The 25579-nt window shown below is 35.4% G+C and carries 26 protein-coding genes; 8 read left to right on the top strand and 18 right to left on the bottom strand.

The window, feature by feature from the left end; genetic code table 11:
- Positions 1–210: 210 nt before the first annotated feature.
- Genes MKX31_RS01660 through opp4A form a run of 5 tightly spaced genes read left to right on the top strand, consistent with a single transcriptional unit; the run spans position 211 to position 5834 of the window.
- A complete protein-coding gene (locus MKX31_RS01660; protein ID WP_000795364.1) occupies positions 211–1230 on the top strand; it encodes an ABC transporter ATP-binding protein in 1020 nt (339 codons plus the stop codon).
- Complete coding sequence (locus tag MKX31_RS01655) at positions 1217–2143, top strand: ABC transporter ATP-binding protein (RefSeq protein ID WP_001196372.1); 927 nt, start codon at positions 1217–1219, stop codon at positions 2141–2143. Before MKX31_RS01660 ends, MKX31_RS01655 begins: the two co-directional genes overlap by 14 nt.
- Positions 2144–2157: 14 nt before the next feature.
- The gene (opp4B, locus tag MKX31_RS01650) at positions 2158–3123 is read left to right on the top strand and encodes an oligopeptide ABC transporter permease (protein ID WP_033657692.1); all 966 of its coding nucleotides are present in this window, start codon (positions 2158–2160) and stop codon (positions 3121–3123) included.
- A gap of 17 nt (positions 3124–3140) precedes the next feature.
- Positions 3141–4046 carry an ABC transporter permease gene (locus MKX31_RS01645; RefSeq protein WP_000880734.1) on the top strand — a complete coding sequence of 302 codons (906 nt, stop codon included), beginning with the start codon at positions 3141–3143 and terminating at the stop codon, positions 4044–4046.
- Between the two features lie 12 nt (positions 4047–4058).
- Positions 4059–5834, top strand: coding sequence for an oligopeptide ABC transporter substrate-binding protein (gene opp4A / locus MKX31_RS01640; protein ID WP_000182624.1), 1776 nt, complete (start codon positions 4059–4061; stop codon positions 5832–5834).
- A 100-nt stretch (positions 5835–5934) separates the two neighbouring features.
- Here the strand turns inward: opp4A and MKX31_RS01635 are convergent, their stop codons facing one another.
- The 4 genes from MKX31_RS01635 to MKX31_RS01620 form a co-directional block, all read right to left on the bottom strand.
- Positions 5935–6060, bottom strand: coding sequence for a DUF4027 family protein (locus MKX31_RS01635; RefSeq protein ID WP_000453509.1), 126 nt, complete (start codon positions 6058–6060; stop codon positions 5935–5937).
- Between the two features lie 208 nt (positions 6061–6268).
- Positions 6269–6691, bottom strand: coding sequence for a universal stress protein (locus MKX31_RS01630; protein ID WP_000277996.1), 423 nt, complete (start codon positions 6689–6691; stop codon positions 6269–6271).
- Positions 6692–6756: 65 nt separating this feature from the next.
- Entirely contained in the window at positions 6757–8208 is a 1452-nt protein-coding gene (locus tag MKX31_RS01625) for a SulP family inorganic anion transporter (RefSeq protein ID WP_000487883.1), read from the bottom strand.
- A gap of 155 nt (positions 8209–8363) precedes the next feature.
- On the bottom strand, positions 8364–9617 hold the full coding sequence (locus MKX31_RS01620) for a cell wall-binding repeat-containing protein (protein ID WP_088046968.1): 1254 nt from the start codon (positions 9615–9617) through the stop codon (positions 8364–8366).
- 174 nt (positions 9618–9791) lie between these two features.
- Between MKX31_RS01620 and MKX31_RS01615 the strand changes: the two genes are divergently transcribed.
- Together MKX31_RS01615 and MKX31_RS01610 are read left to right on the top strand one after the other, a co-directional pair.
- Positions 9792–10469, top strand: coding sequence for a response regulator transcription factor (locus tag MKX31_RS01615; protein ID WP_064477080.1), 678 nt, complete (start codon positions 9792–9794; stop codon positions 10467–10469).
- An 11-nt stretch (positions 10470–10480) separates the two neighbouring features.
- Positions 10481–11866 carry a sensor histidine kinase gene (locus MKX31_RS01610; RefSeq protein ID WP_340979788.1) on the top strand — a complete coding sequence of 462 codons (1386 nt, stop codon included), beginning with the start codon at positions 10481–10483 and terminating at the stop codon, positions 11864–11866.
- A 19-nt stretch (positions 11867–11885) separates the two neighbouring features.
- Here MKX31_RS01610 and MKX31_RS01605 read toward each other — a convergent pair whose 3' ends face one another.
- The gene (locus MKX31_RS01605) at positions 11886–12407 is read right to left on the bottom strand and encodes a dihydrofolate reductase family protein (protein WP_088046970.1); all 522 of its coding nucleotides are present in this window, start codon (positions 12405–12407) and stop codon (positions 11886–11888) included.
- Positions 12408–12472: 65 nt separating this feature from the next.
- Between MKX31_RS01605 and MKX31_RS01600 the strand changes: the two genes are divergently transcribed.
- Complete coding sequence (locus MKX31_RS01600; protein WP_179194439.1) at positions 12473–13468, top strand: helix-turn-helix transcriptional regulator; 996 nt, start codon at positions 12473–12475, stop codon at positions 13466–13468.
- 41 nt (positions 13469–13509) lie between these two features.
- Here the strand turns inward: MKX31_RS01600 and MKX31_RS01595 are convergent, their stop codons facing one another.
- The 13 genes from MKX31_RS01595 to MKX31_RS01535 all read right to left on the bottom strand — a co-directional run bounded on the left by MKX31_RS01595 (position 13510) and on the right by MKX31_RS01535 (position 25328).
- The gene (locus tag MKX31_RS01595) at positions 13510–14934 is read right to left on the bottom strand and encodes a DUF4367 domain-containing protein (RefSeq protein WP_098103197.1); all 1425 of its coding nucleotides are present in this window, start codon (positions 14932–14934) and stop codon (positions 13510–13512) included.
- Positions 14900–15457, bottom strand: coding sequence for an RNA polymerase sigma factor (locus tag MKX31_RS01590; RefSeq protein ID WP_064477084.1), 558 nt, complete (start codon positions 15455–15457; stop codon positions 14900–14902). Before MKX31_RS01590 ends, MKX31_RS01595 begins: the two co-directional genes overlap by 35 nt.
- A 179-nt stretch (positions 15458–15636) precedes the next feature.
- Entirely contained in the window at positions 15637–16122 is a 486-nt protein-coding gene (locus MKX31_RS01585) for an HIT family protein (RefSeq protein WP_098103693.1), read from the bottom strand.
- A gap of 11 nt (positions 16123–16133) precedes the next feature.
- Positions 16134–16511 carry an OsmC family protein gene (locus tag MKX31_RS01580; protein WP_064477086.1) on the bottom strand — a complete coding sequence of 126 codons (378 nt, stop codon included), beginning with the start codon at positions 16509–16511 and terminating at the stop codon, positions 16134–16136.
- Positions 16495–17913 carry an amino acid permease gene (locus MKX31_RS01575; RefSeq protein WP_064477087.1) on the bottom strand — a complete coding sequence of 473 codons (1419 nt, stop codon included), beginning with the start codon at positions 17911–17913 and terminating at the stop codon, positions 16495–16497. The genes MKX31_RS01580 and MKX31_RS01575 overlap by 17 nt, the downstream gene beginning before the upstream one ends.
- Positions 17914–18117: 204 nt before the next feature.
- A complete protein-coding gene (locus MKX31_RS01570; RefSeq protein ID WP_064477088.1) occupies positions 18118–18762 on the bottom strand; it encodes an amino acid ABC transporter permease in 645 nt (214 codons plus the stop codon).
- On the bottom strand, positions 18763–19419 hold the full coding sequence (locus MKX31_RS01565) for an amino acid ABC transporter permease (protein WP_001112680.1): 657 nt from the start codon (positions 19417–19419) through the stop codon (positions 18763–18765). It lies immediately after the preceding gene.
- A gap of 97 nt (positions 19420–19516) precedes the next feature.
- Complete coding sequence (gene glnH / locus MKX31_RS01560; protein WP_078183481.1) at positions 19517–20347, bottom strand: glutamine ABC transporter substrate-binding protein GlnH; 831 nt, start codon at positions 20345–20347, stop codon at positions 19517–19519.
- A 12-nt stretch (positions 20348–20359) separates the two neighbouring features.
- Positions 20360–21280 carry an amino acid ABC transporter ATP-binding protein gene (locus tag MKX31_RS01555; RefSeq protein ID WP_340979784.1) on the bottom strand — a complete coding sequence of 307 codons (921 nt, stop codon included), beginning with the start codon at positions 21278–21280 and terminating at the stop codon, positions 20360–20362.
- Positions 21225–22685: an alanine/glycine:cation symporter family protein gene (locus MKX31_RS01550; protein WP_098103386.1), complete on the bottom strand. Its 1461-nt coding sequence runs from the start codon at positions 22683–22685 to the stop codon at positions 21225–21227. Before MKX31_RS01550 ends, MKX31_RS01555 begins: the two co-directional genes overlap by 56 nt.
- Positions 22686–22844: 159 nt before the next feature.
- The gene (locus MKX31_RS01545) at positions 22845–23816 is read right to left on the bottom strand and encodes a phosphotransferase enzyme family protein (protein ID WP_064477092.1); all 972 of its coding nucleotides are present in this window, start codon (positions 23814–23816) and stop codon (positions 22845–22847) included.
- A gap of 23 nt (positions 23817–23839) precedes the next feature.
- Positions 23840–24526, bottom strand: coding sequence for a CPBP family intramembrane glutamic endopeptidase (locus tag MKX31_RS01540; RefSeq protein ID WP_340981536.1), 687 nt, complete (start codon positions 24524–24526; stop codon positions 23840–23842).
- 202 nt (positions 24527–24728) lie between these two features.
- Positions 24729–25328 (bottom strand): TasA family protein, encoded by a 600-nt coding sequence (locus MKX31_RS01535; protein ID WP_088046976.1) that lies wholly within the window; start codon positions 25326–25328, stop codon positions 24729–24731.
- Positions 25329–25579: the final 251 nt, after the last annotated feature.

Raw genomic sequence — 25579 nt, 5'->3', positions numbered from 1 at the left:
CTTTTTTCTTACAAAAGATTTATTTTCCTCTCACATATATGTTAGCGTTTTCAAAACACTTCAACTACTAATACAACTGCATTCAATTTTTGTATAAAAAGATTTTTGAATATTTTCTCAACTTATACTTGTCAAACATTGTCATTTTATATTAAAATAACAACAACATACAAAATATTTAGTCTTTTCTGAAAAGATGGAGGGATAGCCATGAAGAATCCACTTCTTCGCATTGAAAACTTACAGACTTCCTTTCGCATACAAGATCACTATCATGCAGCAGTAGATGATGTTTCGTTAACTGTCCATGAAAATGAAATTGTCGCGATAGTTGGTGAATCAGGTTGCGGAAAAAGTGCACTTGCCCTTTCTATTATGCGATTGCATAATGAAGCAAATACAAAATTACAAGGGCAGCTTAACTATAGAGATAAGGATTTACTAACTATGTCAGCCGCAGAGATGAATAAAGTACGCGGATCAAACATCGGTATGATTTTCCAAGAACCTCTTACAGCACTCGATCCTCTCATGACAGTTGGAAAACAAATCGAAGAAAACTTAGACTACCACACAAGCCTTTCAAAAGTTGAAAAAAAAGAACGCACCTTAGAACTACTTCATCAAGTTGGTATTCCAAAACCAGAACTTACATATAAACAATACCCACACGAATTATCTGGCGGAATGAGACAAAGAATTGTTATCGCAATTGCAATTGCTTGTAACCCAGCACTCATTATTGCGGATGAGCCAACAACGGCTCTTGACGTAACCATCCAAGCACAAATTTTAGACTTACTAAAATCTATTCAAGAACAAACGAAAATGGGCATCATTTTAATTACTCATGATTTAAGTGTTGTCGCAGAAACAGCCGATCGTATCGTCGTTATGTACGCTGGACAAGTTGTAGAGACAGGAAAAGTTGAAGAGATTTTTAACAATCCTCTTCACCCATATACTCGTTCTCTATTAAACTCCATTCCATCTGCGTATGGTGAAAAAGAAAAATTGCATGTAATTCAAGGGGTGGTTCCTTCGTTAGCGAAGCTTCCTCGCACAGGTTGTCGCTTCCAAGCTCGAATTCCATGGATTAGACCTGATCAACACGAGGAAAATCCAATTTTACATGAAGTAAAACCAGACCATTGGGTACGTTGTACTTGCTACAAGCATTTCAACTTCCAAGATAAGAAAGGAGATGACGTAACTCATGGCACTGCTTAAAGTAGAAGATTTAAAAGTACATTTTCCAATTAAAGGTGGCTTCTTCGGCCGCACATTAGATTACGTGCGTGCTGTCGATGGTGTAAGTTTTGAATTACAACCGGGTGAAACATATGGGATCGTTGGTGAATCAGGAAGTGGCAAATCAACAACGGGTAAAGCAATTATGCATTTAACGAAAGCAACAGAGGGTAGCATTCATTTTAATAATAGAGATTTAACAAAATTAAGTCGCTCTGAACTACGTGAACAACGAAAAGATATTCAAATGATTTTCCAAGATCCTTATTCATCATTAAATCCGAAGAAACGTGTTCTCGACATTATTGCTGAGCCTCTTCGAAATTTTGAGAAGCTCTCACCTGATGAAGAACGTAGAGCGGTTCAAGAATATCTTGATAAAGTTGGTCTAAATCCAGAGTCAATTTATAAATATCCACATGAATTTTCCGGCGGGCAAAGGCAGCGGATTGGTATTGCACGCGCTCTTACATTAAAACCTAAGCTTATTATCGCTGATGAGCCAGTATCTGCGCTTGATGTCTCTGTACAAGCACAAGTATTAAACTTCTTGCAAGATTTACAAGCTGAGCTCGGACTAACATACTTATTCATTAGTCATGATTTAGGTGTAATTCGTCATATGTGTGACCGTATCGGTGTTATGTATCGCGGACGCATCGTCGAAGAAGCAACTAGTGCAGAAATTTATAGTAATCCGCAACATATTTATACGAAGCGCCTAATATCAGCAATTCCTGATATTCGTCCTGAAAACAGAGAGAGACAGCGTAAGCTCCGTCAACAAGTAAGCTCTGAATACGAGAAATCATACGAAAATTATTTCAATGAAAACGGTCGTGCTTATGACTTAAAAGCAATCTCGCCAACGCACCGGGTGGCATTACCATAAGGGAGTGATAAAACATGTGGAAGTTTATATTACGGAGATTTTTAGTGATGATCCCGCAATTATTCGTGTTAAGTGTACTTGTCTTTCTACTAGCTAAGGCAATGCCAGGCGATGCCTTAACTGGCAAAGCAATGAATCCAAAAGCGGATCCAAAAGTGATTGAAGAACAACGTGAAAAGCTTGGATTAAATGACCCAGTTCCAACACAATATGTTCGCTGGATTAAAAATGCAGCCCAAGGTGACTTTGGTATTTCCTATGCACATAAAATGAAAGTAACCGATTTAATTGGAGAACGACTTGGAAATACAGTATCTTTAGCACTTGTCATTCTTATTCTTACTTATTTAATTGCCATACCACTGGGAGTTATAAGTGGGCGTTGGAATGATACATGGGCTGATCGACTCATTACCCTTTACAACTATCTAGGTTTTGCTACACCACTATTTATATTTGCACTAGTTATGCTCTTCCTATTCGGATTTAAGTTTGCAATATTCCCAACCGGCGGTAGCGTAGATCCTCAAGTTGCAACAGGTACATTTGCTTACTATTTAAGCAAATTGAATCACATGCTACTACCAGCTTTATCCGGGGCATTAATCGCAACAGTTGGTACTGTTCAATATTTACGAAGCGAAATTATTGATACGAAACATAAAGATTTTGTTCGTACAGTAAGAGCAAAAGGTGTTCCAGAATCAAAAATCTATTCTAGACATATTTTACGAAATTCATTCTTACCAATTGCAGCCTTCTTAGGCTATGAAATTACAGGATTAGTTGGCGGTGCCATCTTTTTAGAAAGTATTTTTAGCTATCCAGGAATTGGACAACTATTTATACAATCTATCTCTCAACGTGATTTTAGTGTAATAACTGCACTCGTTATGTTTACTGGATTTGCAACGTTACTTGGAACTCTCCTTTCAGATATTATTCTAAGCATCGTCGATCCACGTATTCGTATTGATTAAAGAAAGGAGATGACGTTATGTTAGCAAACCCTGAAAAACAAACTGAAGTTATTCATTACGAAAAAAGCCCTTCTGGTTTCTCTATTATGTGGCGAGAACTTCGTAAAGATAAATTAGCAATGTTTTCACTTATTTTCCTAGCAATCTTATTACTAGCAGTCTACGCAACATCTTTTATTATGAAACAAGAAGATATTGTACGAGTTGATTTATTCGCTATTTATGCTCCCCCCTCTGCTGAACATTGGTTAGGAACAGATTATGGAGGACGCGATATTTTCGGCCAACTTATTATTGGTACACGGAACTCTTTTACAATTGGATTAGCAATTACTATTCTTTCTTGTTTAATTGGTCTTTCAATTGGATTAATTGCCGGGTATTTTGGAGGAGCTATTGATAATATCATTATGCGCATTATCGACTTTGTTATGGTTTTACCATTTTTAATGCTTGTAATTGTATTTATTACACTTGTTCCTACATTCAATATTTTTACTTTCATTTTAATTATGAGCGTGTTCTTATGGACAGGAAAGGCCAGATTAATTCGCTCAAAAGTATTAACTGAAAAAGAACTAGATTATGTCTCTGCATCTAAAACTTTAGGAACACCAAACTGGAAAATCATTCTTTTCCAAGTACTACCTAACTTAAGTTCAATTATCATTGTTAGCGTTACATTAAATCTTGCTGGAAACATCGGTATTGAATCTGGTCTAACTTTCTTAGGATTTGGTCTACCAGAAAGTACACCAAGCCTTGGTACACTTGTTAGTTATGCTAGAAATCCAGATGTATTACAAGAAAAATGGTGGATTTGGTTACCCGCATCAGTCATGATTTTAACATTGATGCTGTGTATAAATTTTATTGGTCAAGCGCTACGCCGCTCGGCCGACGCAAGACAAAGAAAAGGATAAGGGGTGGAAGAAATGACAAATAAGCCAAAATTTTTCAAAGTATTAAGTACACTTGCCGTTTCAACATTACTACTTTCAGCATGTGGGGGCAGTGGTGGTAGTGAAAAAACGAGCAGCACAAAAAAAGTAGATACAAATAAATTTAGTGCATCTGTTAAAAATGATAAAAAGGAAATTAAAGATGGTTCATTAACATATGGTCTTGTTTCTAACACACCATTTGAAGGACTTTTGAACTTCGCTGTATATGAAGGAGATCCTGATAACCAAGTCATTACAATTTTCGATGAATCTTTATTATCAAATGACGAAAACTGGGAATACACGAATGATGGCGCTGCTACATATGAAATTTCTAAAGATAAAAAGACAATTACATTAAAAATCAAAGATAATGTAAAATGGCATGATGGAAACCCTGTTACCGCTGAGGATTTAGAATACTCTTATCTAGTAATTGGTAACAAACAATATGCTGGTTCTCGCTATGACACTCAAATGCAAATGATTGAAGGTATGGAAGATTACCATAATGGAAAAGCCGAAAAAATTTCGGGTATAAAGGTAACGGATCCAAAAACAATTTCGATTACATTTAAAGAACCGAATCCTTCAGTGAAAACTGGACTTTGGACATATCCTCTTCATAAGAAATACTTAGGAGATGTACCAATCGATAAATTAGCAGAATCTGATAAAATTCGTAAAAACCCAATTGGTTTCGGGCCTTTTAAAGTGAAGAAAATTACGCCAGGTGAAGCCGTTGAATTTGAACGTTTTGATGATTATTATGGCGGAAAACCAAAACTAAAAAGTATGGTTTTAAAAGTTGTTAACCCTTCCGTTGTTAACGCGTCCTTAAAAAATGGTGATATTGACATTGCTGAAGTAAGTGCAGATCAGTATCCAAATGTAAGTAAATTAAAAAATGCACAATTAGTCGGTAAAACTGATTTATACTATAGCTATATCGGTTTTAAATTAGGCCATATGGATAAAGAAAAAGAAGAAGTAGTGATGGATAAGGAGAAATTTAAAGATGTTCGTGTACGTCAAGCAATGGCGTATGCTATCGATCGAAAAGAAATTGGTGAAAAATTATATCACGGCCTACGTTATCCGGCTAACTCACCAATTCCACCATCTCTACCAAAATATCATAACAATAAAGCTGGTGCCTATGATAAAGATATAGAGAAAGCTAAAAAATTATTAGATGAAGCTGGCTATAAAGATACGAACGGAGATGGATTCCGTGAAGATCCGAATGGTAAAGAATTTAAAGCTAATTTCTTATCAATGAGTGGTAGCGATGTAAGTGAACCACTTGCAAAATTCTTTATTCAATCTTGGAAAGACATCGGCCTAAAAGTAGAGCTTCTTGATGGTCGCTTACATGAATTTAACTCATTCTACGATATGATTAAAAAAGATGATCCAAAAGTTGATCTTTTCGCGGCAGCTTGGGGAACTGGATCTGACCCAGATCCTTCTGGTATTTGGGCTAAAGATGCAGCGTTCAATTACCCACGTTGGGCTACTGACAAAAACACAGAATTATTAAAACAAGGTATTTCTCCAGAAGCTGCTGATGAAAAGTACCGTAAAGATGTCTACGATAAATGGCAAAAATTAGTTCATGACGAAGTACCATTAATTCCACTTCATTATAAATTTGACTTAAAAGGTGTAAATAATCGCGTAAAAGATTATAAATATACACCAGAAGATCAATACAAGTGGGGTAAAGTTAGCGTAACAAGCGATAAAGCAGAAACAGAGAAATAAGAAAATAGCTCCTAGCACTAAGATACATGCTAGGAGCTATTTTCTATTTATAATACTTCTCTTGCTATTAATAACAACCAATTCCTTCCCTACTCTAAAATTAAAAGATTTGATGAACCATCTTTATTAAAATAGCTAACGTAACAGATGCAGCAAATCCGCCTAAACAAATTAAGCTTACCCCTTGACTATATGATAAATTTTGCAATGATTTCATTACTTCCATCCTCCCTATCTCCCCTTTGATACTCTTATTTTACCAATGGGGAAAATTTCATAACATCGATTTTTCTGACAACAAACTTACAAATTTGTAAGTTAACATTTTCTAAAACTTATGTATCTAGTATGTCCATACCTTCCCCTTTTATACGCCAAAAAGGACCTTGAATTATATCAAAGTCCTGCTTACACTACAGAGTATCTCACTCAATTTATTTAATAATCATCACCGGGCATTTCACTCGTTTTGCTATTTTATGACTTACACTACCAAGCACCATCTCTTGCAGTGTATTTAATCCTCTACTTCCAGCGATAACAAGATCTATGTCTCCTGTATTTACATATTGAACAATCGTATCTCCTGGATCGCCATGTAATATCGTAATTTTATAAGAAATGTTCTCTTTCTTTAATAAACCTTCAATCTCTTTTAATTTATCTTTTCGACTAGCCGATATTGTTTCTAGATCTGTTTGACCTTGTATAATATCTGATTTTGCCGTTCTATTATCTACTACGTACACAACTTCAACATTTGTTTCTTCGCTACATTTCGCAATATATGTTGCATGTTCCGCTGCTCGAAGTGCATGTTCAGAACCGTCACATGCTAATATAATTTGTTTGTACATATGCTGAATCCCCTTTTCGTTATCCTACCCGTATTATATAATAAAGCCCCCTAAAAAGGAGGCTTCTAACTAGCAATTCTTTTATTATAAGTAGCTAAATTTGAAATAATCTTCGAGCTTCGTTCATTTAATCCCGTTATACTTACTTTCACGCCACTTTGTTCATACTTCATGATAACTTTATCAATTGCAGCTACTGCTGAATCATCCCATATATGCGCATAAGTAAAGTTCAACTCAATTTCTTCCACATCTTCATTGAATGAAAAATTATTTATAAAGTCTGCTGTAGATGCAAAGAAAAGTTGACCATGAATTTCGTATATTTTCTTATTTTCAATATATAAATGTTTCACGTGAATCTTTGCCATATTGAATGCAAATAAAACCGCACTAATTACTGTTCCAATAATTACACCTAATGCTAAATTATGTGTAATTAAGACAATCACAACTGTTACGATCATAACAAACGCATTTCCTTTTGGTACTTTATGAATCGTTGTTACAGAGTTCCAATCAAATGTTCCGATTGAAACCATAATCATTACTGCAACTAAAGCTGCCATTGGAATATGAACGACATAGTCACCTAAAACAAATAGTAATACGATTAAAAATCCGCCCGCTACAAATGTGGATAAACGACCTCGTCCACCTGATTTAATATTAATAACAGATTGTCCAATCATTGCACACCCTGCCATTCCTCCGAAGAAACCAGCCACAATATTTGCAATACCTTGCCCACGTGCTTCTTTATGTTTATTACTTTCCGTATGCGTCATATCATCTAAAACTGAAGCTGTTAATAATGACTCTAGTAAACCGATAATTGCAAGCATAACTGCGTACGGTAAAATAATCCCTAACGTCTCAAGTGTAAAAGGTACGTCAGGAATGCTAAAGAACGGTAATTCTTTCGGCAAGCTTCCCATATCTCCTACTGTTTTTAACTGCAATCCGCTCATAAGTGCAATACTTGTCACAATAATAATAGAAATAAGTGTAGACGGTACAGCCGTCGTAATACGTGGAAATACATATATAATTACAAGTCCTAATGCGACAAGTGCATACATTTGCCAAGTTGCATGTTTAAAATGTGGTAATTGCGCTGTAAAAACTAAAATTCCAAGTGAATTTAAAAAACCACTCATAACAGATTTAGGTACAAACTTCATAAATGAGCTCAGTTTGAACACGCCAAAAATAATTTGGACAATACCGGTTAATATTGTTGTAGCAAATAAGTATTGCAAACCGTGATCTTTCACGAGCGTGACCATTAATAATGCCATTGCACCTGTTGCAGCTGAAATCATCCCAGTTCGTCCGCCAACAAATGAAATGGTAACTGCAATACAAAAGGCTGCGTATAACCCAACGGTCGGATCCACGCCTGCAATAACTGAGAAAGCAATCGCTTCAGGAATTAACGCTAAAGCAACAACAATTCCTGACAGCACATCCCCTTTCACATTGGAGAACCAGTCATTTTTTATCGTTTGAAACAAAATACCACTCCTCTACTCTTTTATCATTTGATTTTCTCCATAAGAAAACCTAGGCCGACTGCACGAAGGCTATTATATAACGAGTAGAGGATTTTGCGCTATGTAAAAGTTTCCTAAAAAAAGACGCTACCTTCATAGCGTCTTTTCTCATTTCATTAATGTCCACCGTGCCCTTGACCACTTTCCTGAACAATCTCTAACCTTTCATCCAGTATACCTTGTGTTTCAAATGAAATATCACTCGTACTTCCTAATAAGAAGCCGTGGTTATACGGTCCAAGTGTTGGGTCATCTTTAAACTTCGGCTGAATACTAGCAAGGAATTCATACACTGGCTGTGAAGCTTTCCCTTCTTCTAACAATACAACAGGTGCGTGTTTACCCATATGTGAAAATGGTGCCCCTGCAACTGCTAAGTCTGGTGTTTTGCTTGAAACAAATGATAAACCGTGACCTGGTTTTGTAAACCCCCATCCAAATTTCGTTTTTTCATCTTTAAACTTCGCAAATACAACCGAATTTTCTGTTGGAGTCTCTCCACTAATACGCGTTATTTTTCCGTATTTACTTAACTCTTTTTCTACTGCTTTTGAAATGATTTTTTCTGGTCCTAATACATATATATTCGCTTTATCTTTTCTCATCTTTAATGCCTCTATCGTCGCTTCTGGCACTTTATCTTTTTCTGTATATAAAAGCGGTTCTGGCATATGAGAAATCCAATTTACAGCTGGTGTTGTATATAAACGCCCTTCTTCTTCAGACGAACCGATAATAACACTATTTGGATAGCTACCTGTTATATCGGCATATTCTTTATCCACATCTTTAGCAAATTTAGCTGGATCCGTTTCTTTTATTTGCTTTACTTTATATGCTTTTAATTGCTCAAGGATAGATGGACCTACATCCCCCATCAACATAATTTGTGTTCCATCTTTCGTTCCGAGCGGATTTAATCGTTTTATTTCTTTTAACGTCATTTCGGGTACCTTTTCTTTTTCTATAAATAAAATTGGCCCGTTATTCGGATGGTGAATAAGATCCGCACTTGCAATACCTAATTGCCACTCGTTTACTGGTACTAAAATAACAGCGCCTGGCTGATTCTCTTTATGCGTTGCTGGCCATATCGTTTGCGAAGTTAATACTGCCATTTGCATAGGGTCATTTGTATTTAATCTCGTTACATTTTTTAAACTCGTCGTTAATACATCATTCGATGCCCCTTTATTCATTTCTTTCGGCGCACTTACCTCCTGCTTCATTTTCATTTTCATTTCCTTTTGCTCTGTTTTCTTCTCTTCTTTAGATTCATGATTTTTATGATCTGTGTTCGTTTGCCCACACGCCGCAAGACCAGCCGCCGCAATTATTGTTATCCCTAAAATTCGGGTCATCTTTTTCACTATACCGCCTCCGTATGAATCGTTTTCGAGCCAATATGATTACCTAAAATGAAATTTCAACTTTACAATAACAAGCAATTCTGAAGAAATTATGCAGATGCATGATAATCTGCACCATTTCTTCATGATTTTGACTTACAATTTAAGTAATAACTACAAATGCGGAGGTACTCTATGGTCGATATACTACTCGTAGATGATGAGCCGAGAATGCTTGAATTATTAACGCTTTATCTTACTCCAATCGGATACAACTGCGTATGTGCAGTATCCGGGGAAGAAGCTATTTCACATATAGAAAATCGAAACTTCAAATTTGTTTTACTCGATATTATGATGCCAAAGATGGATGGGTGGGAAACGTGCAAAAGAATTCGATCCTTTAGTAACGTTCCCATCATTATGGTAACGGCTCGTGATCAAACGGTAGATGTCATCCAAGGGTTAAAACTTGGAGCGGATGATTATGTAACGAAACCTTTCCATGAAGAAGAGCTTTTCGCAAGAATTGAAGCTGTTTTAAGGCGAACGAATCAACACGCTCAAATCCAATATCACGGCATTTTATGGGATGAGGCAAAGCATTTCGTTTCTGTCTATAATGAAGAACTTCTTCTCACTCCAATCGAATTCTCTTTACTCGGATTATTTTTACGTCATGTGAACTACGTGTTAAGCCGCGATCAGCTCATTGAAAGAATTTGGGGATTAAATACAAATACAGAAGATAGAACAGTCGATTCACATATTCGTAATTTGCGTGATAAATTACGAAAAGTAAATTTCCCTATTGATCACCATTTAAAAACTGTTTACGGAGTCGGCTATCGATGGATTGATACTGTAGATTAAGGAGCAAAACGATGAAGCGAATCTCTATTCAACTCGGATTTTATTTTTTAATTGTTACACTTTTAATCGAAAGTGTTCTATTTGTCTTGCTTTATTATAGCCTTGTCAACAATAGAGTAAATGAAGAAATGACAGCTTTATTAAAGCGTGGAAATAGTCACCGAGATGTCCTTGAAAAGTATTTTGATAAGCAAACAATCTCCCATGTTGCACTAATGGAATCTGAAGCCGAAACCACTGTCGTTATTACAAATGCCAATAAGGATGTGCTAGCTAAATCTAATGAAATAAATACTACTATAAAAAAGCATATTGAAAAGATGCAAACACGGACAGATCATGACGGAGCAATTATAGAAAATCATTGGAAAACATCTAATTATATATGTACAGTTAGTCCTATTATAGTGGCAGGCAAAACAGAAGGCTACGTATATATGTTTCTCGGAACGGAATCAATCGAGGAAATGGTTAACGGGCTAACAAGACAATTCATTATTGCTGGAGTCATTACTTTTCTATTAACAGCCATCACCATCTTTCTATTATCACGGTTGTTAACAAAACCATTGTTACACATGAAACATGCCACTGAAAAAATGAGTAAAGGCGACTTATCTGTTTCATTAACAACTACTCGAAATGATGAAATTGGTGAGCTAGCATCATCTATTCAAACGCTTGCTAATGATTTACATTATATGAAAACAGAGCGAAGTGAATTTCTAGCAAGTGTTGCTCACGAATTACGAACACCGTTAACATACGTAAGAGGTTATGCTGACATTGCTTTAAAAGAAACCACATCTCCTGAGCAACGTTTGCGATATTTATCTATTATAAAAGATGAGTCTGATTACATTACGAACTTAGTTCAAGATTTATTTTCACTTGCACAAATGGAACAACATAACTTTTCTATTCAAGTAAAGGAAGTACATTTACATACCTTCCTTACTCGCATAGCCGAAAAAGTAAATACCATATATAAAGAAAGATACATTAAAGTTTCTTTCTCTTGTCCTCCTACACTGGTATTAAACTTAGATGAACAGCGATTTGAACAAGTTATAATAAACATTTTAAATAACGCTTATAGACATTCAAAAGAACATTCTCATATAAACATTTCTGTTACGGAAGAACATAAAAGTATCTCCATTACAATTGAAGATGAAGGCGAAGGTATTCCGCCTGAAGATCTCTCTCACATTTTCGACCGTTTTTATCGAGTTGATAAAGCAAGATCACGAGCTACAGGTGGAACTGGTTTAGGACTATCTATCGTGAAAGAAATTGTAGAACTACACGGCGGGAATATTACTGTAACAAGCGAAGTCGATCATGGGTCTTGCTTTATCATTTCATTGCCATCTATACAAAAACACGACTACTGATGGTAGTCGTGTTTTTGTATCATTTTACTTTATAATATAAATTTACAAATTGCCCAAAACGTTTCGTATCCGTTAGAGTTAAATTAATTTCTGGATTCTTGTCTTGAAATAACGGAACTCCAGAACCTAATATATGCGGTGTAATCGTAACGATATATTCATCAATTAGATTATTCTTAAAGAACTCTTTCAGTAAACTCCCTCCACCGACCATCCATATTTTAGATCCTTCTTGTGCTTTTAACCTTTTAGTAAACTCCACTACATCTTCATTTATAAACTCAACGTTTCCGTCTGAGCCTTTTTCTGAACGAGAAAAAACATAACATGCTTTATCTAAGTAGGGGAATGTTTCTGTATGTTCTACTACATAATCGTACGTTCTTTTCCCCATAATTATTGTATCAATCGTTTCATACATTTCTGTATAACCGTTATCTCCCTCTCCTTCGGTTTCCATTAACCACTCTAAATCATCATTTTCTTTCGCAATATATCCATCCAAACTAGCGGCTATAAATAAAACAACTTCACGTGACATCTTTTTTCCTCCTTGCATCTCATCTTGATAACATTATGATGTAAACAATATACTATCAATAAAACATGACAATTTATGTCATGTTTAAAAAGAAAAAGGTGATACATTTGTCAAAAGCAAAACGTTTACTAGACATTCTTATATTTGCTTCTGCGAAAAGAACATTTACAGCTCAGGAAATAGCTGATGAATTTAATATTTCCGTTCGTACTGTCCATAGATATATTTTAGATTTAAGTGATATGGGATTACCCATTTACGCAGAACAAGGTCGTAACGGAGGCTATAAAGTATTAACGACTAGAGTCATTCCGCCTATTTTATTTACCGAAGAAGAAGCAGTCTCCATCTTTTTTGCTTTTCAGTCTTTAAGCTACTACAGAGACTTGCCTTTTAACACAGAAATCAATTCCGTTACGCATAAACTGTATAGCTCTCTTCAACATGATGCGAAAGTGAAAGTTAATAAAATACGTTCTTATATCGCTTTTTGGAATCCGAAGAGAACAATTGATACACCTCTATTAAACGCAGTGTTAAGTGCGGCTATTGAAAATAAAAATTTACACTTTCAATACGAATCTAAATCGGGGATAAAAACAAAACATGTTCATCCTATCGGTGTATACGCTCATGATGGGCTATGGTACTTACCATCCTATGACTTCAGGAGAAAAAAAGTATTACTGTATCGTGTTGATCGTATTCTTTCTATATTATCAACAGAAAAAAATGAAAGTACGTTCATGAATTTAGAAGAATGGTTTACCTCTAGCTCTAACGTAGTGCACATTCCTACCCAATTACATGTTTTACTAACGACAGAAGGCGTGCGCCAATGTAAAAGTGTTCCTTACCTTGAAGAATTCGTGGTAATAAACGAAGACGGGACAGGATATATACATTCAACAATTGATAAAGGCGAAATCAACTTTATTACCCCTTTATTTTATAGACTTGGAAAAGATGCACGAATTTTAGAACCGAAAGAATTGATAGATGGTTTACTTATGCGTGCGAAAGAAGTTTTACATATGTATGAAGACGAAAAAAGCTGCTAAATATAAGCAGCTTTTTTCGTCCCGTTGTTCCTATTGTTTTATTATTGACGAATGTCAAACCACCAACGATTTTTCGAATTCATATTCTCAGTTCCACTAAAACCACTGTAACGGAAAGCATCAAGGAAAATTGAATCTAGTTTATCCTCATCCACAAAATAACCTAAATTAACTTTCATCGTTTGGCCAGGTAGGATACTGCCAATATTGTAAAAGCTTTTTCCATCTCCGTGAGGTTCTAAATAATCGACTTCGCCCGTCATAATATTTTTTTCCGCAATTCCATCTCTTTCAGCGTAATTCCATACATTACCTTTACCTTTAAGCACTTGTATGGATGGAGTCATATAGATTTCTTCTGTCGCCTGTTTACCAATATTTTTCACTGTTGTTATTAGGTAGACAAATTTAGGACGAATTAATTTTGACTCTACTAATGTATCAATTGAATCTTTACCATTTCCAACCTTATATTTATCCCGTCTATACGGTATTAATTGTCCGGCTTGATCCAAAGCTTGGTTCCTGCTTAGTATTCCTAAGCCAAGTTCATAAAAGTTATCTTGTTTAAAATCTTTAATCGAATCAAAAACTTCAACTTTCTCTATCACATATTCAATTTGGCTGTTATCCATAGATATCGTTACTGGGACCTTTTGCCCTATATGAAATAGTCGTTTGCTATCTTTTTTCAAAGGAATCACCATAGTTTTTTTAGGTTCATCTGCTTGGCTAAAATACTTTTTATCATAATTTGATATATGTGATGCCTTTCCTTTTGACGTAGGCTCCAGTGAAATACTCCCTAACACATCTATCATTTGTTCTTCATTTATATCTGATCCAATAAAACTTTCTAACATAATCCCTTCTTTCTCAAAAAAGAGAAAGACCTTCCTATCAAACATTACATTGTTGTTTCCAGTTTCTTTATGAACAATTACTGCTTTCCGGCCATTTATCTCTTTTTCTTCATAACTTTTCGAGTACAGAGTTGGAAAATCTGAATTCCCCCCTACTCTCCAAAGTGCGAATGAAAATCCACCCATTGCGTAGTTATCTTTAAATGAATATTTCATAGCACTGTCATCAATTGCTTCCATATTTTCTGGTAATTTATCAATTTTCAACTTATACCACTTGTCCGCCTTTTTCGAGTCTTTGTTTGTTACCGAAACATTTACTTCATAATTTTGTTTTTGAACAATCATATTATAGACTTTCACTGCTCCAAAAACGGTTGTCGGCATGCCGATTAATAAGCAAGCAGCAGCGATTAACATACGATGTCTTTTACGCTTTTTCTGCGGTTGTCCATCTTTCAGCTTCATTTCCTCCATAAACAATTTCCTTTTGCGCGTATATGTATGTGAAAATTCATGTCTTTCTTCGAGTTTATCAAAATCATCTAAAGCAATTTTTTCAGCAAGTTCATATATTTCTTTGGAGTTCTTTGAATTCGTCATGTTGTATACCTCCTATCATATTTTGGATTCGTTTTCGAGCGCGTTCAAACTGCTTGCGGACATTAACCTCGGTTATTCCCATAACACTTGAAATCTCTTGATACGTTAAGTTATAGAAGACTTTATACTTAAACACCTGTCTGTTAGATTCACTTAATTCTGTTAGCAATGTATCAATTTGAACCTCAGACATTTTACGTTTTTCCCACTCTTCAATATTTTCATCTACCGCTTCTATTGATTCTCTTTCATATTCTTCTAAAAATGTTTCATGTCGTTTATTTTTCCGGTAACTATCAATCGCCTTGTTTTTCACGACCCTCAAAATGTAACGTTTGAGCTCTTCAGTGCTCAAGCTATGGAGCTTTTCCAAGTTCTTATAAAGTGTAATAAACGTCTCTTGAACCGCATCTTCAGCCTGCTGAATATTATTTAAAATAGAATACGCTACATAATAAATTTTTTGTTCGTACAACTCATATAGCCCTTCCATCTTTTCATAATCGTTGTTTGTGACTTTCATATAATTCCTCCTCTCACTCTATATAACGAATGGGCGATATACTTTGTGACACTGCATAATCTTTTTATATATAAAATTTAATAATAGAATAAACAAAAGCCCAATTTCTCTATTTTAACTGAGAAATTGGGCTTTTGTTTATTAGAATTTTCCTGACTGTTCCCTTAAGAACATTCCTCTTACGCCTTTTTAGTAAGCAGTATTTGCTCTATCGCTTCTTTTAACAAATTCTGTGTCTCTTCAAAATTATAATTCTTCTTTTCTCCCGATTGTACCGTATAAAACTCAGCAAATGAGCGCCCTTTATATCTTGGTACGACATGCATATGGTAGTGTGTTAGCTCGTTAAATACTCCACCATTTTGACAAATCGTAATTCCGTCTGGTTTATATAATGATTTAATCGCTTTTGCAATCAGCTTAGAAGCATCCATAATTGCTTTCGCTATAACATCATCTAATTCGTCCACTTCTACAACATGCTGCTTTGGCACAATTAAAGTATGTCCTGGATAGAAAGGTTCATGATCTAAAAAGCATGTTACATACTCATCTTCATATACTTTATATATTTTTTCCTCTCCGCTTGCTAATTTACACCCTAAACATTCCATCATATTTCCCCCTTTATTAAAAACATAAAAACGTGAGAGCCGTATTCTCACGTTTTTATGTTTCACTTTATTAGTTCAATTGTTTCCGTAACCTTTATACTATCTTTTACAGATTGAACAATCGTGCAATTTTTCACTGCAAGTTGCAGTGCTTTGTCCAACTGCTCTTCTGTAATGTTTTGCGCTTTAATTTTATAGTGCAAATGAACACTTTCAACTGGTTTTGATAAAGCTTCACTTCTACCAATTTCCGTTTCGATTGTAAACGTATCGTATATAATACGTTTCTTTTCTAAAATTGTTTGAAAGACAATTGCACTACATCCTGCGATAGAAGAAACGAGTAATTGTAACGGAGAATACCCATTTTCTTTTCCAATCGCTAATGGACCATACGATAAATCTGCCTCTATATCATCATGCTTAATTTTTATTTTCATACTTGGCTTCCATCTCCACTTTCATCGGCTTCTTCCGTTTCTTACTCATATAATAATATATATAGCAGAAAATGATAAATGGAATACCACAGTATAACGCCATTCTTTGTTCTGGAATAAACGCTAAACTAATAACAACGATACTATTTGTAATTAAAGCTAAAATAGGAACAATTGGATATAACGGTGTTCTATACTTTAAGTCCTCTAACTTTCCTCCACCTTTTATATACTGACTTCTAAAGCGAAGTTGAGATAGAGCAATAATGATCCAACTTGAAACAGCGGATAAACCAGCTATAGATAATAAGTACATGTATACTGTATCTTCTGCAAGGAAACTTGTGAATAAAGAAAGACCAGCTACCGCAATCGTTACAACTAGTGCTGTAATTGGAATGCCACGTTTATTTACTTTCTTGAAAGAAGTTGGTGCCATTCCTTCATTTGCAAGTGACCATAATATACGAGTTGCCGCATATAATCCTGAATTCGCTACAGATAGTAACGCTGTAATAATAACGAAGTTCATAATATCAGCTGCGTATGGAATACCGATTTTATCAAATACGACTACGAATGGACTTTCAATTACCCCTGCTTCTTTCCAAGAAATCAATCCTACTAAAATCGTCATTGTTAAAATGAAGAATAACATAATGCGCCATACTGTATTACGGATCGCACGTGGAATTGTTTTTTCTGGATTTTCACTTTCTCCCGCTGCAATCCCGATTAACTCTGTTCCTTGGAACGAGAAGTTAACTGTAATCATTGTAAGTAATACGGCAGCTAGTCCATTCGGGAATAATCCGCCATCGCTTACAAAGTTAGAGAAAAGAGGTGCTGCTTCTTTTCCGTCATATGATATAAATCCTAATAATGCACTACCACCAAGAACAACAAATGCAAGAATTGTAACTACTTTAATACTAGAGAACCAAAACTCTAATTCAGCATAACTCTTCGCTGATATTGCATTTGAAGCATATAAAATAACTCCGAATACGAGACACCATACCCAAACATCAACATTCGGAAACCATCTTTTCATCATTAAACCAATTGACGTTAATTCTAAACCTACCGTTACTGCCCAGCCAAGCCAATATAGCCAGCCGATCATAAAGCCCGTTCCTGGTCCAATAAACTTCGTCGCATACTTTTGGAAAGAACCTGAAACCGGCATTGCTACCGTTAGCTCTCCAAGACAAAGCATTGTTAAATACATAATAAATCCGCCCACTAAATAGGAAAGGATGGCTCCCCCTGGTCCAGCCTGATTAATGGTGTAACCTGAACCTAAGAAAAAACCAGTCCCGATTACACCACCTAGTGCGATCATAAATAAATGTCTACTCTTCATCGTACGATGTAATTTCTCATTCGTTGGTTGCTGCATCTAAATCCTCCCCCTACCGATACCCCTATATCTTGTTAAAATTTTCTGATAATAAAAATATACACGAAAGCGATTACAATTTCTATATAAAATTAAAACTTTTCTGATAAAATAATATAAAAAATCGAATTATCGCGAGTTTTAGATTCTAATTAGAGGGAAATAAGGTTAAACAAGGAAAAACCTTTACATATATTGTAAAGGTTAACGAAGTTCTAATCTTCTCGATAAAATTGATAAACTATAGTTTACGATAAAGTACATACAAGCTACTACTATAAACGTTGGAATCATATAATTTACATTCTGTCCGCTAATAATTTGAGCATTATGCATAAGCTCTGGCAGTGATATAGCAACTGCTAATGATGTATCTTTCAGCAATGAAATAAACTGACTAACAAGCGGCGGGACCATTCTTCTTAATGCTTGTGGTAAAATAATATGCCAAAGCGCTTGAACATACGTTAATCCTGAAGATCTTGCAGCCTCAATCTGCCCTTTTTCAATAGATAATAAACCACTTCGAACAATTTCAGATATCATTGCTGCTTCAAATATTGTTAAGGCAACAATTACAGCTGTTATAATTTCTAATTTTAAGCCTGCTTCTGGAAGTGCAAAATACGTGAAAAATATAATTAAAAGTAGTGGTAAATTTCGAATTACTTCAACAATAATTCCTAATATTTGTGAGACGACAGGTATTTTCATGTAGCGCAATATTCCTATTACACTACCAATAATAAAGCTAAGTACAATTGCTACGAGCGCTACCTCTAACGTTATAAGTAATCCTTTTAATAAAAACAGAATATGATCTCCTGTAATTGCTCCCTTAAAATCCATTTACACCGCCTCCTTTGCTAAGCGTTTTTCTAAATAACGCACTAGCATACTGAGCGGAATTGTTAATATTAAATAAAATATCCCGACAAATATATAAACGTCGAACGTAACAAATGTCTTCGTTGAAATTAAATCTCCTTGATACATCAAATCGGTACCAGCGATAATTCCGAGTATGGAAGAGTTTTTTACTAAATTGAGAAATTGATTTCCTAGAGGAGGGATTACGATTTTCATCGCCTGGGGTAAAACAACATAATACATCCCCTGTACATACGTTAATCCTGAGGAACGCGCTGCTTCCATTTGACCTTTTGCAACTGATAAAATACCAGCGCGAATGACTTCCGCAATAAACGCTGCAGTATATACGGTAAGCGTAACTGTTCCTGCTACAAAACCATTTAAAGTAATTCCTATTACAGGTAAAGCGAAATAAAATATAAATGCAATTAATACGAGTGGAATATTTCTTACAAACTCTACAAAAGCCGTTCCCAACCAATTTAAAATACGAATAGGTGCAATGCGCATTACAGCCAAAATTACTCCCAAAATAAAGCTGCCTATTAACGCAATTACACTAGACATAACTGTATACTTAAAGCCCTCTAAATACATATCAATGTTATTCGTCAATATAGAAAAATCAGGCACATATTCTCCCCTCTTTCTTTACAAGAAGAGGATGAGCATCCCTCATCCTCTTACTATTTATCAATGAGAATAAAGCTCCATTAATGAAACTATCACTTTACTTCTCTTGTTTTTGCCCAATCCATTTCTCATACAATTTGTCGTACTCCCCGTTCGCCTTCATATCTTTTAGCAAGCTATTAATCTCTTTCGTTAAATCATCTGCACCTTTCTGCACTGCAATTCCGTACGGCTCATCCGTGAAAATTTTCCCTACAACTTCATAATTCGAATCTTGTTTTGCCATGCCGTAAAGAATTGCATTATCTGTCGTTAATACATCGCCTTTCCCTGCTTTTAACGCTGTAAATGCCTCACTGTAATTTTCAAATTCTAATACAGTCGATTCTGGTGATTTTTGACGAATATTATTTGTAGACGTTGAACCTTTTACCGCTAACACTTTCACACCCTTTTTCACATCATCAATATTTTTAATATCGCTTCCTTTTTTCACAAGTAACGATTGCCCTGCTTTAAAATATACATCTGAAAAATCTACTTCTTTTTTACGTTCTTCCGTAATTGTCATTGTCGCGATAATTGCATCAATATCACCATTTTTCAGTAGTGGAATACGCGTTTTAGACGTTACTTCTTTTAATTCTAATTTCTTTTCATCTCCAAGGATTTTTTTCGCAAGCGCCTTTGCGATATCAACATCAAACCCTTCTACCTGTCCTGTCGAAGGATTTTTCAAGCCAAATAAGTTCGTATCATTCTTCACCCCAACTACTAGTTTCCCGCGCTTTTTAATCTGCTCAACAGCTCCGCCTTGTTTCGTGTTCGTTTCTTTCGTCTCATCTTTTTTACTTCCGCATCCAGCAACGACAAGTACGAATAAACATGAAAATACGATTAACGTAAACAACTTTTTCATTTTAAGCATAAAACTCCCCCTTTAATGATTTAACACTCTTCTTAAAAATAGACGAGCTCTTTCTTGTTCAGGACTTGCAAAAAATTGCGCCGGTGTTGTATCCTCAATGATTTTGCCATCATCCATAAATAAAATCCGATCTGCTACTTCTCGCGCGAACCCCATTTCATGCGTGACAACGACCATCGTCATCCCTTCTTTAGCTAGCGTCTTCATAACATCAAGTACTTCCCCGATCATCTCTGGATCAAGAGCAGACGTAGGCTCATCGAATAGCATAATTTTCGGCTGCATTGCGAGCCCCCTAGCGATCGCTACCCTTTGCTGTTGTCCTCCGGATAATTGATGCGGGTATACACTAGCCTTCTCCGGAATTCCTACTTTCTCTAAATAAAACATCGCTGTTTGCTCAGCTTCCTCTTTTGAAACTTTATTTACTTTAATAGGTGCTAGTGTAATATTTTGAAGAACCGTTTTATGTGGATATAAATAAAAATGTTGAAAGACCATCCCGATATTTCGGCGTAATTCATTCATATCTGTTTTGACATTGTGTACCTCTGTATTTTGTACAATTAACTCTCCATCTGTAATTGTCTCTAGCTGATTTATACACCGAAGCAACGTGCTTTTTCCTGATCCTGAAGGCCCAACAACTACTACCACCTCACCTTTTTTCACTTGCACATTAATATCTTTTAAAACTTGAAAATTGCCATAATATTTATTTACATTACGAAACTCTATCAACATACTCCCCCCTTCCACTAACAAAGCATGTACATTCTTTTTATATTCAAAAATAGGAAAAAAAATAACTTCCAGCCTCATTTTGTCCATAAAAAAAGCAAAGGGATTTTCCCTTTGCTTTTTCACTTCTATTCTATTAAGATACTTCTTCTTTCTTATCTTTTCCGTATTCATGCTCCCAGAAATCAGCATTTTTAATTCCTAATGGCCCTGGATCGAATACTGGATCTTTTCCTTCTTTTTTCTGCTTTTCATAATCCTTTAATGCGACTAATGCAGGTTTTTGTAATAATAAAATCGCAATGATATTTACCCATGCCATAATTCCTACACCGATGTCACCTAACGCCCACGCCGTTGCTGCTGTTTTTATACAGCCGTAGAATACAGCTCCTAAAAATACAAATTTTAATATCATAGACAGCCAAGGGCGGTCTTTATCACGATTTAAGTACGCAATATTCGTTTCTGCAATGTAGTAATATGCCATAATTGTTGTAAATGCAAAGAATAGTAACGAAATTGCAACGAAACCGTTTCCAAATCCAGGGAAAACAGATTCTACCGCTGCCTGTGTATATCCCGGTCCTGGCTGAGCACCATTTAATTTATTTACGATAAAGTTTTTTCCGCTTGCATCAAATACGTTATACATGCCTGTAATAATCATCATAAATGCTGTTGCTGAACAAACAAATAATGTATCAATGTAAACGGAAAATGCTTGCACTAAACCTTGCTTAGCTGGATGTGATACTTCCGCAGCAGCTGCTGCATGTGGTCCAGTTCCTTGCCCTGCTTCATTGGAATAAATACCTCGTTTTACTCCCCAAGAAATTGCTAAACCGATAATACCACCGAAAGCCGCTTCTAATGCAAAAGCACTTCTTATAATTAGCATAAATGCTTCTGGCAACTTTTCAATATTCATAGCAACAATAACGCAAGCTACTAAAATATAACCAACTGCCATAAACGGTACGACAACTTGTGCAACGTTAACAATTCGCTTTACACCACCGAAGATGATAATAGCTAGTACAACAACTAATAAAGCCCCTGATACGGTAGTGTTAATTCCAAAAGCTGTTTCTAAACTTACAGCAATACTATTTGCCTGCACACCTGGCAGTAAAAGCCCCGTTGCAAGAATTGTCGCTGCAACGAATACTAATGCATACCATTTCACACCTAAACCTTTTTCAATGTAATAAGCAGGTCCACCACGAAACTGTCCTTGATGTTTCGTCTTATATATTTGCGCTAATGTAGATTCTATATAAGCTGATCCTGCTCCTAAAAAGGCCACTGCCCACATCCAAAATACAGCTCCTGGTCCACCGAAGGCAACCGCTGTTGCTACCCCAGCTATATTCCCCGTCCCAACGCGTCCTGATAACGAAAGCGCTAACGCTTGAAATGAAGAAACACCAGCCTCTGATTTTTCACCTTGAAATGTCAGCTTCACCATTTCTCCTACATGCCTTACTTGTAAAAACCTCGTTCGAATGGAAAAATATAAACCTACTCCTAAACATAAATAAACAAGTGCTGGACTCCAAACAATATTATTTAACCAATTCACGAAAGCTTCCAACATTCCCCCTCCTTCTTTATAAAGAATATTCAGAATATATATAAAATTATAAGTGTATACTGAATCTAGGACAATATTATTTTAATAAAGTAAACATATTTTTGTATAAAAAAACAAAGTATATATTTGTTTTATATACTTTGTTTCGAATTAAATGTATTATATATTCACAATTGCTTCTCTTTTTATAATTCTTTCATATAGCTCTTCTGATAATTCTCGGAAGTTATCTGGCATATCTTTCCCCTTAAACTTCTTTTGAAGTGTACCGTATAAACCAACATCACGTAGACGTAAAAACAACGGTAACGATTCATACCAACTATCCGCCAGTCTGTGCTCATGCTCATAGCCTTTTCGTAACACTTGTAGCTGTTTACGAGCAAAGTCTGTCTTCTCTTCCGCTGTCCATGGTGTAAATAGAACAGAGTAATAGAGAACCATCGCTAAATCATGTATAAAGTAATTATAAGCCGCATCATCAAAATCAAAGATTGTTAGCTCTTTACCATCATAATGAAAATTACCGGGATGGATATCACCGTGCATAAGGCCGAACGTTTCTCTTTCAATTGGAAGAACCTTTATTTCATCCATTAATACCGCTGCAATCTTTTTCACTTGATCATCTTCTAATTCATTAACAATCCCACTTTCGTCTTCTTCCCACGTATCACGATAGTCTGTTTTAGGATAGCTCATTGTTAGGCGATGCAGTTGTCCAATCGCTTTTCCCCATGCTTCAAAATAATCATCTCCCCAATAAGGCGATCCTTCCCCTTTTACTTGCTCACCTTTTGCATATGTAAATAAAGAAGCAAAAAAGAAAGTGCTATCTTCCGCTCCAATTTCTTCTACAAGATTTTGAGAAGTTGAGTTAAGAGGTCCTGCTACCTTTGCCCCATGCTCCGCAACATATCGTAAAAAATCTAGTTCAGCTTCAACTTCTTTTTTAGAGCGATGCGAAGAATGCGTTAAACGTAATACATAGTCCTCATCATTATCTCCCTTCGCCTTAAAAATATAATTTTCAAAATCTCCAAGCGGCTTCTCTTCCACTGTTACATGAAATGCCTTTGCCGCTCTTCTTAAGATCTCTTTCGTAAAAACACGTTCTACAGCTATTTCCATATGTATCCCTCCTATATATCTTCTTAATTCGACATAAATGTGAGAAGTACTGCTATAAAATTGAATAATGCGTGGGCAATCATAGCTGATAAAATAGAATTTGTTTTCTCATATAACCACGCAAATGCTACTCCACTAAAAAAATTCACTGGTAATGTGTTATATGTTGGAATATGAACAACGGTAAATATTATGGAACTTATAAGCACTCCGCCCCATATACCATATTTATCACGAAAAAACGTATAAAAAACCCCTCGATACAAAATCTCTTCATAGATTGGTGATATAACTGCTGCTCCAATTACCGCGATACAGAATGAATATATTGATTTATCATTTTGGACCGTTTCTGTTTTACTATTTTCAAAAGAAATACCCATTTTCTCCATTATCATTAATACAGCAATACTAACTACAATTAAGAAAATAACCGCTCCAAATGTCCATAAGAAATCTTTCCATGAAAGCTTCCGAATTCCAATATCTCTCCACGAGATCTTATATCTTTTTATACAAAAAAGATAAACTACAGTAGTAAATATCACTGCCATTATAAATCCCATTAATACTCCAGCATATAATGAGTTCCCTATTATTTTTAAAGCATAGTCATAAAAAAGAGATTCAACAGTTACTGGAACAATAATAAATACAAACACAAATAAATATAAAATTTCTTTCCATCCCCACATACTTTTCAAAATTATATACACCATCCCTCTACTCCTTGTTTCCTTAAGTATAAAAGATGACGTAACGTAACTTTCAAGCTTATTTTTTTTCAAATAATCCAAGCATAATTTTCTCTCAAAACACAAAAAAGGTTGATTCACTAAATCAACCCTTACACTATTAAAAATTTTATTTCTCAATTCTTCATCAATTTATTCTTATATATAACATTTATCTTTATCTCTCTTCACCTTTTGTCTGCATTGAATTGAAAGTCCAATTTAATTTTAATGAATCTCCTTGAAATACATTTTGCTCTTCATTGCTATCTACAAATGTGAACATTACATAGAAAGTATCATCATTACCAGGAGCAAGTCCATTTCCTTCTCGGTCTACAACACCTTTTTGTACAAGATCAGGAATACTTCCGTTTTGCGTAGCTACCTTTAATTCAGATAATGTAGTAGACCAAATTGGAACCTCATTTTTATCCAAATTCCATAAGAAATCGACACGGATATGATCACCCAAATCAGCACTTCCATTATCTCCTTTAGCATCGATTACACTATAATCTGTAAGAAGTTTCACGTCTCCTATCGCTAAAGTTCCTTTGTTAACTAATTGAAAACCGCGTTCCATTTCATCACCTGGTTTAATATTGTCGACATTAATAACAACTTCAGGATTAACACTCAAATCTAAAGTACCCGCTGCAAACGTGTTTTGTGATACTTCCTTATCACTAAAATACGCATATGTCCCCCCGCCAATTAAAGATAAACCAAGCCCTGCAGTTACAACACCCATACCAAGTTTTTTCTTAATACTCATTTCACAAGTCCCCCTATTTTTAAAGTTCAAACTCCAAACCTTATTTCCATCCCACAAACAATACTAATTAAACAAATAATATTCCCCATAACGAAACCTAACCAACGTTAAACTATTTACTTCATGTATACAAATAACTATCACTTTAAGAATAGCCGGTAATGTTACATCGAATCATTACCGGTCCATTGTTAGTAAATCCTATTTAATTCTATACTCATTGTTTTATCACTTAGTTTACTCTAGAATTG

This window comes from Bacillus sp. FSL M8-0063 (assembly GCF_038005545.1).
GTDB classification, from domain to species: Bacteria; Bacillota; Bacilli; order Bacillales; family Bacillaceae_G; genus Bacillus_A; species Bacillus_A wiedmannii.
This window is presented reverse-complemented; position numbering and strand designations above follow the sequence as displayed.

What these genes read in the sequence shown, in the direction of transcription:
- MKX31_RS01660 (WP_000795364.1), top strand. Translation starts at nt 211, where the DNA reads ATGAAGAATCCACTTCTTCGCATTGAAAACTTACAGACTTCCTTTCGC.
- MKX31_RS01655 (WP_001196372.1), top strand. Translation starts at nt 1,217, where the DNA reads ATGGCACTGCTTAAAGTAGAAGATTTAAAAGTACATTTTCCAATTAAA.
- opp4B (WP_033657692.1), top strand. Translation starts at nt 2,158, where the DNA reads ATGTGGAAGTTTATATTACGGAGATTTTTAGTGATGATCCCGCAATTA.
- MKX31_RS01645 (WP_000880734.1), top strand. Translation starts at nt 3,141, where the DNA reads ATGTTAGCAAACCCTGAAAAACAAACTGAAGTTATTCATTACGAAAAA.
- opp4A (WP_000182624.1), top strand. Translation starts at nt 4,059, where the DNA reads ATGACAAATAAGCCAAAATTTTTCAAAGTATTAAGTACACTTGCCGTT.
- MKX31_RS01635 (WP_000453509.1), bottom strand. Translation starts at nt 6,060, where the DNA reads ATGGAAGTAATGAAATCATTGCAAAATTTATCATATAGTCAAGGGGTA.
- MKX31_RS01630 (WP_000277996.1), bottom strand. Translation starts at nt 6,691, where the DNA reads ATGTACAAACAAATTATATTAGCATGTGACGGTTCTGAACATGCACTT.
- MKX31_RS01615 (WP_064477080.1), top strand. Translation starts at nt 9,792, where the DNA reads ATGGTCGATATACTACTCGTAGATGATGAGCCGAGAATGCTTGAATTA.
- MKX31_RS01610 (WP_340979788.1), top strand. Translation starts at nt 10,481, where the DNA reads ATGAAGCGAATCTCTATTCAACTCGGATTTTATTTTTTAATTGTTACA.
- MKX31_RS01605 (WP_088046970.1), bottom strand. Translation starts at nt 12,407, where the DNA reads ATGTCACGTGAAGTTGTTTTATTTATAGCCGCTAGTTTGGATGGATAT.
- MKX31_RS01600 (WP_179194439.1), top strand. Translation starts at nt 12,473, where the DNA reads ATGACAATTTATGTCATGTTTAAAAAGAAAAAGGTGATACATTTGTCA.
- MKX31_RS01595 (WP_098103197.1), bottom strand. Translation starts at nt 14,934, where the DNA reads ATGACGAATTCAAAGAACTCCAAAGAAATATATGAACTTGCTGAAAAA.
- MKX31_RS01590 (WP_064477084.1), bottom strand. Translation starts at nt 15,457, where the DNA reads ATGAAAGTCACAAACAACGATTATGAAAAGATGGAAGGGCTATATGAG.
- MKX31_RS01580 (WP_064477086.1), bottom strand. Translation starts at nt 16,511, where the DNA reads ATGAAAATAAAAATTAAGCATGATGATATAGAGGCAGATTTATCGTAT.
- MKX31_RS01575 (WP_064477087.1), bottom strand. Translation starts at nt 17,913, where the DNA reads ATGCAGCAACCAACGAATGAGAAATTACATCGTACGATGAAGAGTAGA.
- MKX31_RS01570 (WP_064477088.1), bottom strand. Translation starts at nt 18,762, where the DNA reads ATGGATTTTAAGGGAGCAATTACAGGAGATCATATTCTGTTTTTATTA.
- glnH (WP_078183481.1), bottom strand. Translation starts at nt 20,347, where the DNA reads ATGCTTAAAATGAAAAAGTTGTTTACGTTAATCGTATTTTCATGTTTA.
- MKX31_RS01555 (WP_340979784.1), bottom strand. Translation starts at nt 21,280, where the DNA reads ATGCTGATTTCTGGGAGCATGAATACGGAAAAGATAAGAAAGAAGAAG.
- MKX31_RS01545 (WP_064477092.1), bottom strand. Translation starts at nt 23,816, where the DNA reads ATGGAAATAGCTGTAGAACGTGTTTTTACGAAAGAGATCTTAAGAAGA.
- MKX31_RS01535 (WP_088046976.1), bottom strand. Translation starts at nt 25,328, where the DNA reads ATGAGTATTAAGAAAAAACTTGGTATGGGTGTTGTAACTGCAGGGCTT.